The sequence below is a fragment of the Planococcus sp. CAU13 genome, from assembly GCF_000775575.1.
Classification (GTDB): Bacteria; Bacillota; Bacilli; order Bacillales_A; family Planococcaceae; genus Planococcus.
This window is the reverse complement of record NZ_JRGN01000258.1, coordinates 1-15409: the sequence shown is the minus strand read 5'-3', so window position 1 is coordinate 15409 and position 15409 is coordinate 1. Positions and strand designations below refer to the sequence as shown.

At 47.0% G+C, this 15409-nt stretch carries 12 protein-coding genes; all 12 read right to left on the bottom strand.

The genetic code is table 11. The features are described from left to right. Positions 1-116 precede the first annotated feature (116 nt). Positions 117-986 carry a RodZ domain-containing protein gene (locus KW93_RS12505; protein WP_033543363.1) on the bottom strand — a complete coding sequence of 290 codons (870 nt, stop codon included), beginning with the start codon at positions 984-986 and terminating at the stop codon, positions 117-119. A gap of 17 nt (positions 987-1003) precedes the next feature. After that, complete coding sequence (locus KW93_RS12500) at positions 1004-1807, bottom strand: YmfK family protein (RefSeq protein WP_033543362.1); 804 nt, start codon at positions 1805-1807, stop codon at positions 1004-1006. A gap of 107 nt (positions 1808-1914) precedes the next feature. Next, positions 1915-2637, bottom strand: coding sequence for an elongation factor P 5-aminopentanone reductase (gene ymfI / locus KW93_RS12495; protein ID WP_033543361.1), 723 nt, complete (start codon positions 2635-2637; stop codon positions 1915-1917). Then, the gene (yfmH, locus tag KW93_RS12490) at positions 2634-3938 is read right to left on the bottom strand and encodes an EF-P 5-aminopentanol modification-associated protein YfmH (RefSeq protein WP_033543360.1); all 1305 of its coding nucleotides are present in this window, start codon (positions 3936-3938) and stop codon (positions 2634-2636) included. The genes ymfI and yfmH overlap by 4 nt, the downstream gene beginning before the upstream one ends. Next, a complete protein-coding gene (yfmF, locus tag KW93_RS12485) occupies positions 3931-5205 on the bottom strand; it encodes an EF-P 5-aminopentanol modification-associated protein YfmF (RefSeq protein WP_033543359.1) in 1275 nt (424 codons plus the stop codon). Before yfmF ends, yfmH begins: the two co-directional genes overlap by 8 nt. A gap of 131 nt (positions 5206-5336) precedes the next feature. Further along, on the bottom strand, positions 5337-6302 hold the full coding sequence (locus tag KW93_RS12480; RefSeq protein WP_033543358.1) for an ABC transporter permease: 966 nt from the start codon (positions 6300-6302) through the stop codon (positions 5337-5339). 1 nt (position 6303) lies between these two features. Continuing rightward, positions 6304-7353: an ABC transporter permease gene (locus tag KW93_RS12475; RefSeq protein WP_033543357.1), complete on the bottom strand. Its 1050-nt coding sequence runs from the start codon at positions 7351-7353 to the stop codon at positions 6304-6306. Beyond that, a complete protein-coding gene (locus tag KW93_RS12470; RefSeq protein WP_033543356.1) occupies positions 7343-8905 on the bottom strand; it encodes an ABC transporter ATP-binding protein in 1563 nt (520 codons plus the stop codon). Before KW93_RS12470 ends, KW93_RS12475 begins: the two co-directional genes overlap by 11 nt. Before the next feature lie 168 nt (positions 8906-9073). Beyond that, positions 9074-10150, bottom strand: a complete 1077-nt coding sequence (locus tag KW93_RS12465) for a BMP family lipoprotein (protein ID WP_033543355.1) — start codon at positions 10148-10150, stop codon at positions 9074-9076. A gap of 47 nt (positions 10151-10197) precedes the next feature. After that, positions 10198-10926 carry a GntR family transcriptional regulator gene (locus tag KW93_RS12460; RefSeq protein WP_033543354.1) on the bottom strand — a complete coding sequence of 243 codons (729 nt, stop codon included), beginning with the start codon at positions 10924-10926 and terminating at the stop codon, positions 10198-10200. A gap of 175 nt (positions 10927-11101) precedes the next feature. Beyond that, on the bottom strand, positions 11102-13450 hold the full coding sequence (locus KW93_RS12455; protein WP_033543353.1) for an FtsK/SpoIIIE family DNA translocase: 2349 nt from the start codon (positions 13448-13450) through the stop codon (positions 11102-11104). 80 nt (positions 13451-13530) lie between these two features. After that, positions 13531-15198 (bottom strand): ribonuclease J, encoded by a 1668-nt coding sequence (locus KW93_RS12450; RefSeq protein WP_033543352.1) that lies wholly within the window; start codon positions 15196-15198, stop codon positions 13531-13533. Positions 15199-15409: the final 211 nt, after the last annotated feature.

Genomic DNA, 15409 nt, shown 5'->3' with positions numbered 1-15409 from the left:
CGAAGAGCTGGGCCGCTGGAGTCTGGACAAAGATTCGCCGCTCCAAAGCCCTTAACAAGTTATATGTTCTATAATTTTTTTCATCCTTCAAGAAAAATAGCCATCTTTTCAGATGGCTATTCAGCGTCTGTAAATTCGATGACGATGTTCTGCGTGGTCAGCTCCTGCACGTATTCTATCGGCTCGCCATTCAGCGTCAGCTCGACATTCGGAGTGGCGCCGAGACGGATTCGCACATATGGTGTACCTGACAGGTCCAGAGTTTCACTCTCGCCCGCCTGCATTTCACGGGGCGGTATCATATCTGCCTGGTTAATGTCGGTCACAGCCACCCATGAACGGCCTGTTACGTTTATTGTCAATTCCCGCTCAGCAGGGCCAGTCCACTGGTATGTAGTCGTCTCGCCGTCTGTTCCGGCTGGGGTTATTACAGTTTCCGGTTCTGCCGGTTCTTCTGCAGGTTCCTCTTCCGCCGGCTCTTCTTCAGCAGCTTCTTCACCTTCGCCAGCTGCAGGCGCATCTTCTGAAGGCGCTTCATACTGCAGGCCGTCCTCAGTTCCCGTTTCTTCAGCCGGTGAATCATTTTGCGTGGCCATATAATAGAAGAGCCACATCACAAGCAAAATCACCACGATGAATAAAGCGACGATGACCATCGGCATTTTCTCGTTTATTCTGCTCGATGATGATCTTGAAATCGATTGCCTGCGGGACGGAGTCGCCATCGGCTTGCTTGCCGGCTCTTTCGCCGTTTCAGGCATTTCCGCTTTATGCTGTTCCAGCAGTTCATCGGCATTGAGGCCGACCGCATCTGCATACTGCTTGATAAAAGCACGGACATAGAACTGTCCGGGCATCATGCTGTAATTGCCTTCTTCAATCCCTGCCAAATAGCGCTTCTGTATTTTTGTCACATCCTGCAGATCCTCCAGGCTGTAACCTTTTGCGATTCTCGCTTCTTTCAGGCGAGTACCCAATTCATTCAACACGATCACCTGCCTGACTAAAAATTAAACCCTCCGCCAAACATGCTGTCCGTTTGGCCCCGATCATTCATAAAATTATTCTTTTCCATTATCTCATACGTGATTTCCTCATCCGGGTGGTGGCGCAATTCGATAATGTAATCGAAATCTTCAATGCTGTATTCAGACTGCTGAATAAACATGTCCGGATGTTCCACCACTTTAATGGTCGGCATCCGCATCATTTCCCGCACCAGCTGCATATGGCGCTCGTCATGGGCACGGCGGGTAACAATGCCGTCCAGGATGAAAATATTATTTTCATTGAATTCATCGCCCATCAGCTGATTTCTGACAGTCTGTTTGATCATGGTAGATGACAGGAAAATCCATTTTTTATTGGCGCTGACGCTGGCAGCCACGATGGACTCTGTTTTGCCCACCCTCGGCATGCCCCGGAGGCCGACCAATTTATGGCCTTCCTGCTTGAAGATTTCAGCCATGAAATCAACCAGCAGCCCCAGTTCATCCCTGACAAAACGGAATGTCTTCCGGTCATCCGCATCCCGCTGTATATAACGGCCGTGGCGAATCGCGAGAATGTCACGCAATTTCGGTTCACGAAATTTGGTCACTGCTATCGTTTCAATTGTGGATACAATCTGCTCGAAGCGCTGGAGCTGCACATCGTGCTCAGCGCGCAATAACATTCCCCGTCTCCCCTGATCGACTCCATTGATGGTGACAATATTCACGCGAAGCATCCCAAGAAGCGAAGCTATATCCCCGAGCAAACCCGGACGGTTCACTTGAATTTCGTATTCAAAATACCATTCTATCATTGAGCGCCCGACCTTTCGCCGTCAATTTTTTGTTATTTTCCTATTCTTCTATAATAGCTGATTTAAGGCTGCAAGAAAAGGTTTCTCCAAAAGAATAAACATTCTTTCTACTGCATGTGCCAGCCGCCATTGACCCTTAATGTCTGCCCCGTTATGTAATCGGCTTTGCCACTGACTAAAAAGTCAACCGCATCGGCCACATCCTGCGGTTTGCCTATACCCAGAGGAATCTCGTCCTGAATGTGGCTGACCTCTTCGAGTGAAAACCCGCTGTTCATTTTCGTCATGATAAACCCGGGTGCAACGGCGTTGACCCGGGTTCCAGAAGGAGCCATTTCTTTCGCATAGGCTTTGACGAACGACAGCTGAGCTCCTTTGACAGCGGAATAGGCTGTTTCCATGGACGCGCCAATTTCACCCCAGATGGAGGAAATGAAGACAATATAGGATTTTGGATGGCGTCTGATAACCGGTGACAGCTGCCGAACAGCTGAAATCGGATTTCCCACATGCACTCTCCACAATTCATCCATTTCGGCATCATCCGTGTCAGAGAGCATTTTAATTAGCGCATGGCCGCTCGCCACAACTATGCAGGAGACATCAAACACCTGTCCCGCCAGCTGCCGATAGGCATCCGCCCGGGAAAAGTCTGCCTGAATTCCAATGAATTCAAGATGAGGGTAAGCCATTTTTAAATCAGCTGCCAGCCCTGCCGGCGGTTTCGTATTCCAGTGAAGATAAAGTGACCAGCCTGAAGCAGCAAGCGTACGCGCGATACTGTCGCCGAGCTCTCCGGAAGCCCCCATTACAAGGGCGAACTTTTTCACTCCGCTTCCTTCTTATCCGGCGACAGGATGGTAAAGACGGATTGCTGGCTCTCTCTGCTGACCGTTGAAAAGGCCGTTTGAAGATCCGCAACTTCTAACCTTTCGAGGGCCGGGACGACATCGAAAAGGTTCATGCCGTTGAATGTGTAGCGGGTAAACTGATTGGCTATATATTCCGGTGAATTCAATGCGCGAAGGAAAAAGCCAATTTTCTTGCGGCGCATGCGATCAAGGTCCGCCTGACCGAATGGCCATTTTTCAACTGCGCCCGCGATGGTTTTTTTGATTTCTTCTGCCAGTATTTGCGGTTCAGTTGTATCCGAGCCGATGATTGCGTAGCCGAAACCATTTTCGAGCGAATAATCAAATGAATAAGACTCGTCAATCCAATTCTTTTCGTAGGCTTCATGGTAAAAATCAGAGGTGCGGCCGAACAGCAATTCAAAAGCCAGCTCTGCTGCAAGTTCGTGTTTCAGCATTTCTTCACCCTGCAGATCTGTCTTCTCCGGCTTGATGCCGACAAAAACTTTCGGCTTCTGTACGCTCATCTCGAGTACCCGTTCCTTAATCGCCGCTTCCACGGGTTCGTCCGGAAAAATCCGCTCGATTTCATGTGCTTCCTCAAACGTTTTGCGGGACTGGTTCTCTTTCACCAGCTTCATCATCCCTTCAGGATCCACAGCGCCCACCACAAACAGCACCATATTGGAAGGATGGTAAAACGTGTTGTAGCAGGTATATAAATGTTCCGCCGTGATGTCCTGGATGGATTCCACCGTTCCTGCGATATCGATTTTTACGGGATGGTTTTTATACATATTTTCAATGATGCCGAAATACAGGCGCCAGTCCGGCTGATCGTCGTACATCGTAATTTCCTGTGCGATGATGCCTTTTTCTTTTTCTACAGTCGCTTCCGTGAAATAAGGTTCCTGCACAAAATCGAGCAGCGTTTCCACATTTTCATCAATTTTGCCGGTAGCTGAAAAAAGATAGGCTGTCCGAGTAAATGAAGTATAGGCATTCGCTGATGCGCCCTGCTTCGAAAATTGCTGGAATATATCGCCTTCTTCTTTTTCAAACATTTTATGCTCCAGGAAATGGGCGATGCCATCCGGAACTTTTACCGGTTCAGCGGCGCCTCTCGGAACGAAATGATTATCTATAGAGCCGTATTTCGTAGTAAATGTTGCAAATGTTTTCGAAAACCCCTTTTTTGGGAGAATAAACACTTCAAGGCCATTGGATAATTTTTCATGGTACAACGTTTCGTCCAATTGTTCGAATTCCACTTTATGCATTTGCCACACTCTCCTTTCCTGACAGGAAATAAACCATTTCCAGGCTCAGGTCTTTCGCTGCCTGGGCAATATCTTCCTTCGTCACTCGATTCCACCGGCTGATCAGGTAGTCCGGTTCGAACGCTTCTGTCAGCTCCATATACTGGTCATAAATATCAATCTGGCCGCGCGCGGAATCAAGAGCTTCTTTTAATTGATTGATGAGAAGCGCTTTTGTCTGTTCGAATTCGACATCCGAAATATTGCCGGCTTTAACTTCCTCCAATTGCTGCAGGATCAGCCTGACCGCTTTTTCTTCAAGCTTGCCGTCTATTCCGGCCAGCACGAACATCAGTCCGAATTGAGAGGCGTAGGAGCTGGAAACATAATATGCCATGCTTTCCTTTTCGCGTATGTTGACGAACAGCTTCGAATGGGCATAGCCACCGAATATCCCGTTCAGCAGTTGCATCACCGGGAATTTTTCATCACGGAATGTCACAGGGCTGAAAAAAGTCATGTGAAGCTTGCCCTGTTTCATATCTTCGAACTCGGCGACACGCTGCTGAGCCGGTTTCTTCAATTCCATCGAAGGTGCAGCCGACGCCTTTTCACGATCCTCAAAATGGAAATAATCCTGGATATAATCAGCGATCGCTTCCGGTTTTACGTCTCCCACTGCATAGATTTCCACTTCATTGGTTTCAATCATCGTCCGGTATTCATTCATCAGCCGTTCATTGCTGATCTTCTGGACTTCTTCAATGGTTCCATTTGCCGGAATGGCAGCCGGATGCTCCGGCAGGGCGAGGTCCATCATACGCTGCTGGGCATAGCGGGTCTTATCATCAAAAATGGATTCAATTCTTTCTTTTACCGCATTCTTTTCACGCAGAAAAATGGATTCCTTAAAAAGGCCATTCTCCGTATTCGGCTTAAACAGCACCAGATACATCAGATTCAGGACTTTTTCAAGCACCCCCGACTCCGACAGGTATTGATCGTTCACCGTCTCGACGTTCAGGCTGACGATGTGTTCGTTTCCGCGTTTTGAAGAATCCATATACAGGGATGTCCCGTACAGGTCGTCAAGCACCATCCGCAAAGCCGTATGCGAAGGATAAATTTCATTGCTGTGCTGCAATACGTTTGCCAGAATGGAGCGGGCTGACGCTTTTTCCTTCGATAATTTATCTTTGAACTTAATGGAAATATTTATGGTTTTGAATTGAGTCGTTTCATTGACGTGGACATTCACGCCTTTTGCGAGCCTGATAGTTTGAAACATTATGAATCCCCTCTCATCGTTCATTCTTTTACTATACCGAACCCATTGAAGCAATTGCAAATAAAGAAAAGCGGAAACGAACCTAAAGAAAAAGAGCCGTCGCTTGGACGGCTCTTTTCTATAGTAGATATTTAACGTTCACCTTTAATATATGGTTTACCATTCGCTTTCGGCGCGTTCGCTTTGCCGATAAAGCCGGCAAGAGCCAGAATGGTCAGCACGTAAGGCAGGATCAACAGGAATACACTTGGTATTTCCTTGATGTAATCAAGTGAAGGTCCTACAATACTCAACGACTGAGCCAATCCAAAGAACAAGGCTGCGCCCAGTGCGCCGATCGGATGCCATTTACCGAAAATCATTGCAGCGAGTGCCATGAACCCCTGTCCATTGATCGTGGCATGGCCAAAATCATTGGAAATGGTCTGAGCATAAATCGCGCCGCCGATGCCGGCAAGGCCACCGGAAATCATTACCGCGATATAACGCATTTTTGTGACATTGATACCCATCGTATCTGCTGCCATCGGATGTTCCCCCACCGCTCTGAGGCGAAGGCCGAACGGTGTTTTATAGATGACAAACCAGGCAATGATCGCCACGGCGATGGCAAAATATGAAGTGTTGTAAACTGATTTGAAGAACAGATCACCGATGAAAGGAATATCGGATAACACCGGCACACTGTAACGTCCAAAACGTTCCGTGATGAAATCTGTCTGCCCTTTGCCGAATATCTTTTTAACCAGATATAATGACAAGGCAATTGCCAGCAGGTTGATGGCAACCCCTGATACAACCTGATCGGCACGGAATGAAATCGAAGCCACCGCGTGCAGCAGAGAAAGAAGCAGTGCAGCCACCATGGCTGCAATAAGTGCAAGCCATGGAGTTGCGTCACCGAATGTATCGGCATAGAAAAGGTTGAAAAGGATACCCGTAAAAGCACCGATTACCATTAATCCTTCAAGGCCGATATTGACGACGCCCGATCTTTCAGAAAAAACACCGCCGATGGCGACGAGTATTAACGGAGCAGCATAGAAAATGGCCGAAGGAACGATGAAATACAATATATTTATGATGTCGGATATCATATTATTTTGCCTCCTTCTTCTTATTCGCTGCCCGCAGCAACAACAGGCGGATGATATAGCCGGAAGCTACGAAGAAAATAATGACTGCAATGACGATTTCCACAATTTCCAGAGGAATTTTCGCTTCACTTGGCATATTCAAAGCCCCGTATTTCAATGAACCGAATAGCGTCGCACCGAAAATAACGCCCAGAGGAGTATTCATACCGAGTAAGGCAACGGCAATCCCGTCAAATCCTATTCCGGTGAATCCGCCTTTGGATGATACATATTCAAATGTTCCAAGAGCTTCCATCGCACCAGCCAGTCCCGCAAATGCTCCGGAAATGACCATCGCCAGGATGATATTTCTATTGACATTCATACCTGCATATTTGGAAGCATTATGGTTGAAGCCAACCGCTTTTAATTCATAGCCCAAAGTTGTTTTCTCAAGAATGATCCACATGACGCCAACCATGGCCAGAGCAATCAGGAGGCCGTAGTGAAGTCTGGAAAATTCTGTAAGGTTCTGGAAGAACTCTGAGCGCAGAGATGCGCTTGTGAATATTTTTTCTGTCCGGTCTCCGCCGCCGGAAACCGTTTTGATCAATGCGTTTGTTACGTGCAGCGCGATATAGTTCATCATGATCGTCACGATAACTTCGTGGACATGGAACTTCGCTTTTAAAAGCCCCGGAACAAAGCCCCAAAGTGCACCGGCTGCAGCTGCTGCAAGAATCGCCAGCGGCAAATGGATAATTTTTGGCAGTTCAACAGCGATTCCCACATAAGCCGCTGCAAACCAGCCGACGATCAATTGTCCTTCAACACCGATATTGAATAAGCCTGCGCGGAAGGCAAATGCCACTGCAAGACCGGCCAATATGTACGGTGTTATCTGACGGAGAGTTTCTCCTATTGTATACAGATCCCCAAAAATCCCATTCCATAAAGCTGTATATCCCGTTATCGGGTTATATCCGCTGATCAGCATGATAACAGCACCGACAAGCAAGCCCAGAATTACGGAAATAAGGGGGACCAGAATATTGGTGACTCTATTCGACATGCTGATCCTCACCTTCTTTCTTTATACCTTCATTTGTTTCATCTCTTGTATGGTGTCCGGCCATCAACAAGCCGAGCTCCTGTTCCGTCGTTGATTCCGGAGTTACAATATCAACAATTTCCCCATCATGGATTACAGCAATCCGGTCTGATACGTTCATGACTTCATCGAGCTCAAAAGATATGAGCAGGACGGCTTTGCCGTTGTCACGCTGTTCAATCAGGCGGCTGTGGATAAACTCAATCGCCCCAACGTCCAGCCCTCGTGTCGGAAGTGCAGCAATCAAAAGATCGGGATCACGGTCCACTTCGCGGCCGATGATCGCTTTTTGCTGATTTCCACCTGACAGTGAACGCGCCAGTTCATGCGGTCCCTGTGTCCGGACATCAAAATCTGCAATGATCTTTTTCGCTTTTTCATTGATTTTGTCGTAATCGATAATGCCATTCTTCGTTATCGGTTTAGAGTAATAAGTCTGGAGCGCAATATTATGCCCAATCGGAAAATCGAGTACCAGTCCGTGCTTATGGCGATCCTGCGGGATATGGCCCACGCCGGCCTCTGTAACTTTCCGCGGTTTCAGTCCTGTTACATCTTTCTCATTAATAAAGATCGTTCCGCTTTTCACTTTGCGGAGACCGGTGATTGCTTCGATCAATTCCGTTTGCCCGTTTCCGTCGATTCCGGCAATACCGACAATTTCACCTTTGCGGACATTCAGATTTAGGTTTTTCACTTTCGCTACGCCGCGGTAATCTTCTACGACAAGATTCCGAATATCAAGAACTTCTTCTTTTGGAAAAGATGGCCCCTTGACCGTCTTGAATTCGACCTGGCGCCCAACCATAAGAGAAGCCAGTTCATTCGGATTCGTTTCAGCCGTCACGACCGTGCCGATTCCCTGCCCTTTCCTGATGACTGTCACACGGTCAGATACATCCATAATTTCCTTCAGTTTATGGGTGATCAGGATAATCGATTTCCCTTCTGCTGTCAGGCGTCTCATGATCTGCACGAGCTCAATGATTTCCTGAGGCGTCAATGATGCGGTAGGCTCATCAAAAATCAGGATTTCAGCGCCGCGATAAAGCGTTTTCAAAATTTCTACACGCTGCTGCATCCCCACTGAAATATCTTCTATGATTTCGTATGGATCAACGTTCAAGCCGTATTGCTCAGACAATGCCTTCACTCTGTCGGCTGCGTCTTTTTTATTGGTCACGCCATACTTTGTCGGTTCAGAACCAAGAATGATATTTTCTGTCACCGAAAAGTTTTCGACCAGCATGAAGTGCTGATGGACCATTCCGATTCCCAAATCATTGGCAATATTCGGGTTGGTGATATCAACTTTTTTCCCGCGAACGCGGATTTCCCCGCCTTCCGGCTGATAAAGCCCGAAAAGGACATTCATCAAAGTCGATTTTCCAGCTCCATTTTCACCCAGCAGCGCATGGATCTCCCCTTTTTTCAATTGCAGGGTGATATTGTCATTGGCGACAAAGTTACCGAATTCCTTACGGATGTTCAGCATTTCAACTACATATTCCACTGTTTTCACTCCCTCAAAAACTGTTACATTCTCTTTTATTAATTAATACAGGAAAGGTTTCCAGGAATAAAAACCTTTCGTCTATTAATTTCCTGTAAATTTAGGCGAAAAAAAATCATAAAGACCGGTTAAACCGGTCTTTATGAGGATGACCGTGACAATCAAAAATTATTCCACTGTTTCTGGAACTGTAACTTCACCATCAACGATCTGTTGTTTGAACTCTTCAATCTGAGTCATGATGTCTTCTGAAATAGCTCCACGTGAATCTGCAAGGCCGATACCGTCGTCAGAAAGACCGTAAACGACTGTTTCGCCGCCCGGGAATTCTCCATTTTTTGCTTGTTCAGAAATGTTGTATACAGCGTTGTCCACTCGTTTAAGAACTGAAGTCAAAGTGATGTTATCTTCTCCAACTTGACCTTCGTCATACTGATCAGAGTCAACTCCGATTACCCAAACATTTTCACCGGCTTCTTTGCGTTCTTTTGCTTCAGTGAATACTCCGTTACCTGTACCGCCTGCAGCGTGGAAAATAATGTCCGAGCCGTCCTGGTACATACGGTTAGCTGTTGTTTTACCCAATTCCGCTTTATCAAAAGCACCTGTGTATTGAACATCAACTTCAACGTCAGGATTAGCAGCTTCTACTCCTGCAATGAATCCAGCTTCAAAACGCTCGATAACCGGAATATCCATCCCGCCGACAAATCCAACTTTGCCAGTTTCAGTCATCAAAGCTGCAGCAACTCCGGCAAGGAAAGCACCTTCCTGCTCTTTGAACAGAACGCTTGCAACGTTATCCGCTTCAACCACTGCATCGATGATGGCAATTTGAGCTTCCGGCTGTTGGCCAGCGATTTCAGCCACTGCGCCTTCCATCAGGAATCCAATACCGAAAACGACATCGAAGTCACGGCGGATCAGGTTGTTCAGGTTTGTGTTATAGTCAGCGTCACTTTGGGACTGAAGGTAATCAACTCCGCCGTCCGCTTCCACTTCCAGCCCATTGTCTTCAGCGAATTTCACAAGCCCTTCCCAAGCTGACTGGTTGAACGATTTGTCATCGACACCGCCGACATCCGTAACCATAGCTGAAGAGAAATCGCTTGTTTCTTCAGTGCCTTCTCCACCCTCGCCAGTTGTTGAACCGGCTGGAGTTTCCTCGTCACTGCCGCATGCAGCAAGCATAGTGCCGGCAGCAAGCATTAAAGAAAGACCTAGACCAAATTTACGTTTTGTCAATGAAATAACCCCCAAGGTTTTTTTGATAGTAGCAGGAATAGTTTGTTTTACACACGTTTTCGAACTACATGGAAACTGAATTTATCAGCCCGGAAATAGTTCTTAGAATAAAGCACCACTCGATCGTCTGTATCATAATGGAGCTGTTTTAATACCAATAATGCAGTTTCCGGATCACATTCAAGAATCGGCGACGCTTTTTCATGATAGCCGACCGGATCGATATAAGTGACCGCATAACTAATATGGGTGTCCCCGCTTTCCTCAATTGCTGAGAAAATCGAGCTCTCGGCCCGGCTCAGAAAATCTTCCGGCAAAAAGCTGGAAAGAACTTTGTCGATGCAATACACGACCGGTTCACCATTCGCTGTCCGAACCCGTTCAATAGTAATTACTGAATCTTCAGGATTGCAATGTAAGCGTTTTATATCATCTTCAGAAGCAGGGCTTTCGGATGTGCTCAGATAAATCGAGCCAGGTTCCATTCCTGCCTGCCTGATTGTATCCGAGACACTCGTCAACTGCTCGATGCCTGATGTAAACACCGGCTTCGGATTGACAAATGTTCCTACGCCATGCCGCCTGACTATGATATTATCCTCTTCCAGCAGCCTGAGGGCTTCCCTTAAGGTCGCCCGGCTGACTCCAAGTGTTTTCGCCAATTCGAATTCGGAAGGCAACTTCTCTTTTTCTTTGTATATTCCGGCAGCGATATCCTGCTTCATCCTATCGATCACTTGAAGATACAATGCCCGATGATCCGATTTAATTGTCATACGATTCACCACCAATGACAGAGATCAGACATCTGATGTAAAACATTCCTACTAATCAGAATTACTATAACACTTATTTCTAATGAAATAAATAGTGTTTTGTCGAATTTTGCGAAATTATCATAAGTCTGACTGTTCTAAAGTGCGCAAATTGTCATGATATTTACGCATTCTTTTAATATTCTTCCTGCTTTTGAACTAACACAGTCCGCGGTTTGCTGCCTTCATAAGGACCGACGACACCACGCTGTTCCATCTGATCGATGATGCGTGCGGCCCTTGAATAGCCGACACGGAATCTCCGCTGCAGCATCGACACGGACGCCGTCTGCATTTCTGTCACCAATTGAACTGCTTCATCGTAAATCTCATCGGTTTCTTCATCCATGCTGCTTTCTTCCACTTCTGTCGGAATCATATCTTCCTGATATTGCGCTTTTTGCTGTTCAATGGCAAAATCAACGATTTTTTCCACTTCGCTGTCTGACAGGAATGCTCCCTGCACACGCACGGGCTTTGACTGGCCGGCCCCCAGGAACAGCATATCTCCCCGGCCGAGCAGTTTTTCCGCTCCGCCCATATCAAGAATCGTTCGCGAATCGATTGCTGACGAAACGGCGAACGCAATCCTTGAAGGGATGTTCGCTTTGATGACACCCGTAATGACGTTGACACTCGGGCGCTGAGTCGCGATGATCAGATGGATTCCTGCTGCCCGCGCCATTTGCGCAAGTCGGGTGATGGCATCTTCCACTTCATTTGAAGCCACCATCATCAGATCTGCGAGCTCATCCACAATGACGACAATGAACGGCAGTTTCGGATGCTTTTCTTCGTTTTCTTCATTAAAGACTCTGACGTACTCATTATAGCCTTCGATATTCCGCGTCCCCGTATGTGAAAACAGCTCATAGCGGCGTTCCATCTCTGATACGATTTTCTTCAGCGCCTGCGCTGCTTTCCGCGGATCCGTCACGACCGGCGCCAATAAATGCGGAATTCCGTTATAGACATTCAGCTCAACCATTTTCGGGTCGATCATCATCATTTTCACTTCATGCGGTTTTGCGCGCATGATGATGCTCGTGATAATGCCGTTGATGCAGACAGATTTTCCGCTCCCTGTAGAACCGGCAACGAGCAGATGGGGCATTTTATTGAGTTCCGTCATGACCGCCTGCCCGGTGACGTCACGTCCAAGGCCGAACAGCAGTTTTGAATCCGGCTTGTTGTTCTCTTCAGATTCAAGCACTTCCCGGAGACTCACAATCGCCACTGAAGAATTCGGCACTTCAATGCCGATTGCCGATTTACCGGGAATCGGCGCTTCAATCCGGATATCCCGTGCTGCAAGCGCCAATGCCAGGTCGTCATGAAGGCTGACGATTTTGCTGACTTTAACACCTGTATCCGGCAGCACTTCATATTTCGTAACAGCTGGGCCCAGATGGACCTGTGTGACTTTTGCCCGCACGCCGAAGCTTTGGAATGTTTTCTCCAATTTTTTTGCGTTTTTCTGGATGCCCGCATATTCGCCGCTTTGATCGCTGTGCGGCGGCAGCGTCAGCAGTTCCATCGGAGGCAATTGATATTCCTCGTTTTCAAGTTCTTCGGCGGTCGTCATCAATTGCACGTCACCCGAAGTTGCATCTTCCTCAGTATCTTCTGCCGATGCTTTCTTTTCTTTGACCGGCTGTGCTTTCGGTTTTACATTTTCAGTAAACGCTGAAATGATCGGCTCTTCAGGAACATCCATATAAACCGATTCCGTTTCAAAATCATAGCTGTTTTCCGCTGCAACCGGCTCATTGTCTTCGATAAAGCCGCTGCTTGGCGGCTCAACCACTGTTTTATTGCCAACTTTTTTCTGCTTCTTCTTTTTCCCTGTAAATCGCTTGCTGATGGATTTGATCACTGGCTGGATGCTTGGAATCTTCTCAGCAATAAAAGGAGCCAGTGTGCGCCCCGTCAGGATGATCGCTCCGATCGACAGCAGGATAATGGAAACAATCCAGGTGCCGATAGTGTCGAACAGGAAATGCGTCAAAGCATAAAGCTGGGCGCCAATCAATCCGCCGCCAGTTGCAGTAAAGCTTTCAAAAATGGACCCGCTGACTAATGTGTCACGCTTCGTATACAGCCAGACATTGCTCGAAGTCATCGGCAAAATGGACCGGGATGCCCATATCAGATGGCAAAACAATAAAGTGCCGGTCAGTATAAAAGCAGAACCTACAGTCGTTTTCATACGCGGTTTTGGCCAGTTTCTTTTGACCATGATAAAAACTGCCAATGCGACCAATGCCACAGGAATCCCAAAAGCCAGGTAGCCAACCATGAATTCTGCACTGTTGTAGAGCATCCGGCCGACTTTCCCCGTCTGAAAAGCCATCAGTGCAGCAACCCCGAGCATCACGAGGCCGATAATTTCAAAAAAGATCGACGGCATCTGCCGAGTGTTTTTCTTTTTCGCTTTTGATTTCACATTTGTTTTCCTTATATTCTTCTGCCCACTGCGAGACATTTCTTTCCCCCATTTCGTATGTAATCGAAAAAGGATTTCCCCCGACACATCGGTATGGAAATCCTTTTCCTTTTTCTATCTTAATATTCCATAATAATCGGGATGATCATCGGACGGCGTTTAGTCTGTTGGAAAAGATAGGAATTCAGCGTGTCACGAATTTCCTGTTTGATATTGTTCCATTCAAACGTATCACGCGCCACGTATTTTTCCACAACTTTCCGGACGAGCTTCGATGATTCATCCATCAGCTCTTCTGATTCGCGGACATAAACAAAACCGCGCGAAATCATTTCCGGGCCGGAAGCGATTTTCTTCTGCTTGCGGTTCAACGTTACCACGACGATGAAGATACCATCCTGCGACAGCAACTTCCGGTCACGGAGGACAATATTGCCGACATCTCCGATTCCGATGCCGTCTATCAGGATATTGCCGGCTGTGACTCTTCCGCTCATGCGGACTTTGCCGCCTTTGTATTCCACTATGTCGCCTTTGTCGGCGATAAAGATATCGGATTTCTGCAGACCGGCCTGCTGTGCCAATTTGGAATGGGCAATCAGCATTTTGTATTCACCCTGGATGGGGATGAAATACTTCGGTTTCATCATATTCAGCATAAACTTCAGGTCTTCCTGGCTGCCATGGCCGGATACATGCACTTTTTTATTGGATGTCAGTACATGGGCGCCTGCTTTGGCCAGTTTGTTCATCGTTTGGTACATTTGGACTTCCATGCCGGGTGACGGTGTGAAAGTGATCAGAACGGTATCGGTTTCTTTGATTCGGATATCTTTATGCTGCTTGCGCACCATCTTATCGAGCGCTTCCAGTGGTTCACCCTGGTTGCCTGTTACGATGATGACAATTTCTTCATCGCGGTATTCATTTAAATCCTTCAATGAAATGACCGTCTCTTCGCCGGGATCCAAATAACCGAGGCGAACGCCCACTTCGTAACTGCTTTCCAGGCTTCTTCCCACAACAGCGACTTTTTTGCCTGTTGCCCGCGCAATATCGAAAACCTGCTGGATGCGGATGAAGTTTGACGAATAAAGGGAAACGAGAATCCGCCCTTCAGCTTTCCGGAATTCCGACTGAAGGTGTTCAGATACAACTATTTCAGAAGTTGTGTGGCCGGGACGTTCAGCCTCAGTGGAATCGGACAGCAGCATGAGAACGCCATCTTCACCCAGTTTCGCCATTTTTGCGATATCCGGTTTGTAGCTCCCTTTTGCCGATTGATCGAATTTAAACTCACCTGTATGGACAATTGCCCCTTCAGATGTGTGGAACACGATTCCAAGAGCATCGGGTATACTGTGTGTCGTATGGAAAAATGTCACATGTGTCGTATCGAAATTCATACGGCTTTTATTTGTTACTTCAAAGAATTTCACTTGTTTCAAAGAACCCTGTTCTTTGACATGCTCTTTTGCAAGGCCGATGGTCAGTTTCGAACCATAAACAGGCGCAGGCACTTTTTTCAGCAGATATGCGATCGAACCGATTGCGTCTTCATGTCCGTGTGTAAGGAAGATCCCTTTTACACGGTCCTTGTTTTCTTCCAGATAAGAGACATCCGGTATGACGATGTCCACGCCCAGCATTTCATCCTCAGGGAACATCAATCCGCTGTCGACAACAAACAGGTCTTCGTCGATTTCAATGACATACATGGCTTTGCCGATTTCCCCTACGCCGCCGAGTGGTATTACTCTAATAACTTCATTTTTAATTTTACTCAAATTATTTCCTCCTAAATTTATACCCGTACACATCCATAGACTTCATTATACGGGAATCGAAGAGAACAGTCCAAAGAAAAAAATAAACCGGCTCGGCGGCCGGTTTATTTTAAGGTTGTTCAGAAATTATTATCTGTTCAAATCATTTCGCGGCAGCTGGACGCTTTCCTCGGGGAGCGGCCTGAGATATGGAGCAAAACAGCGAAGACTC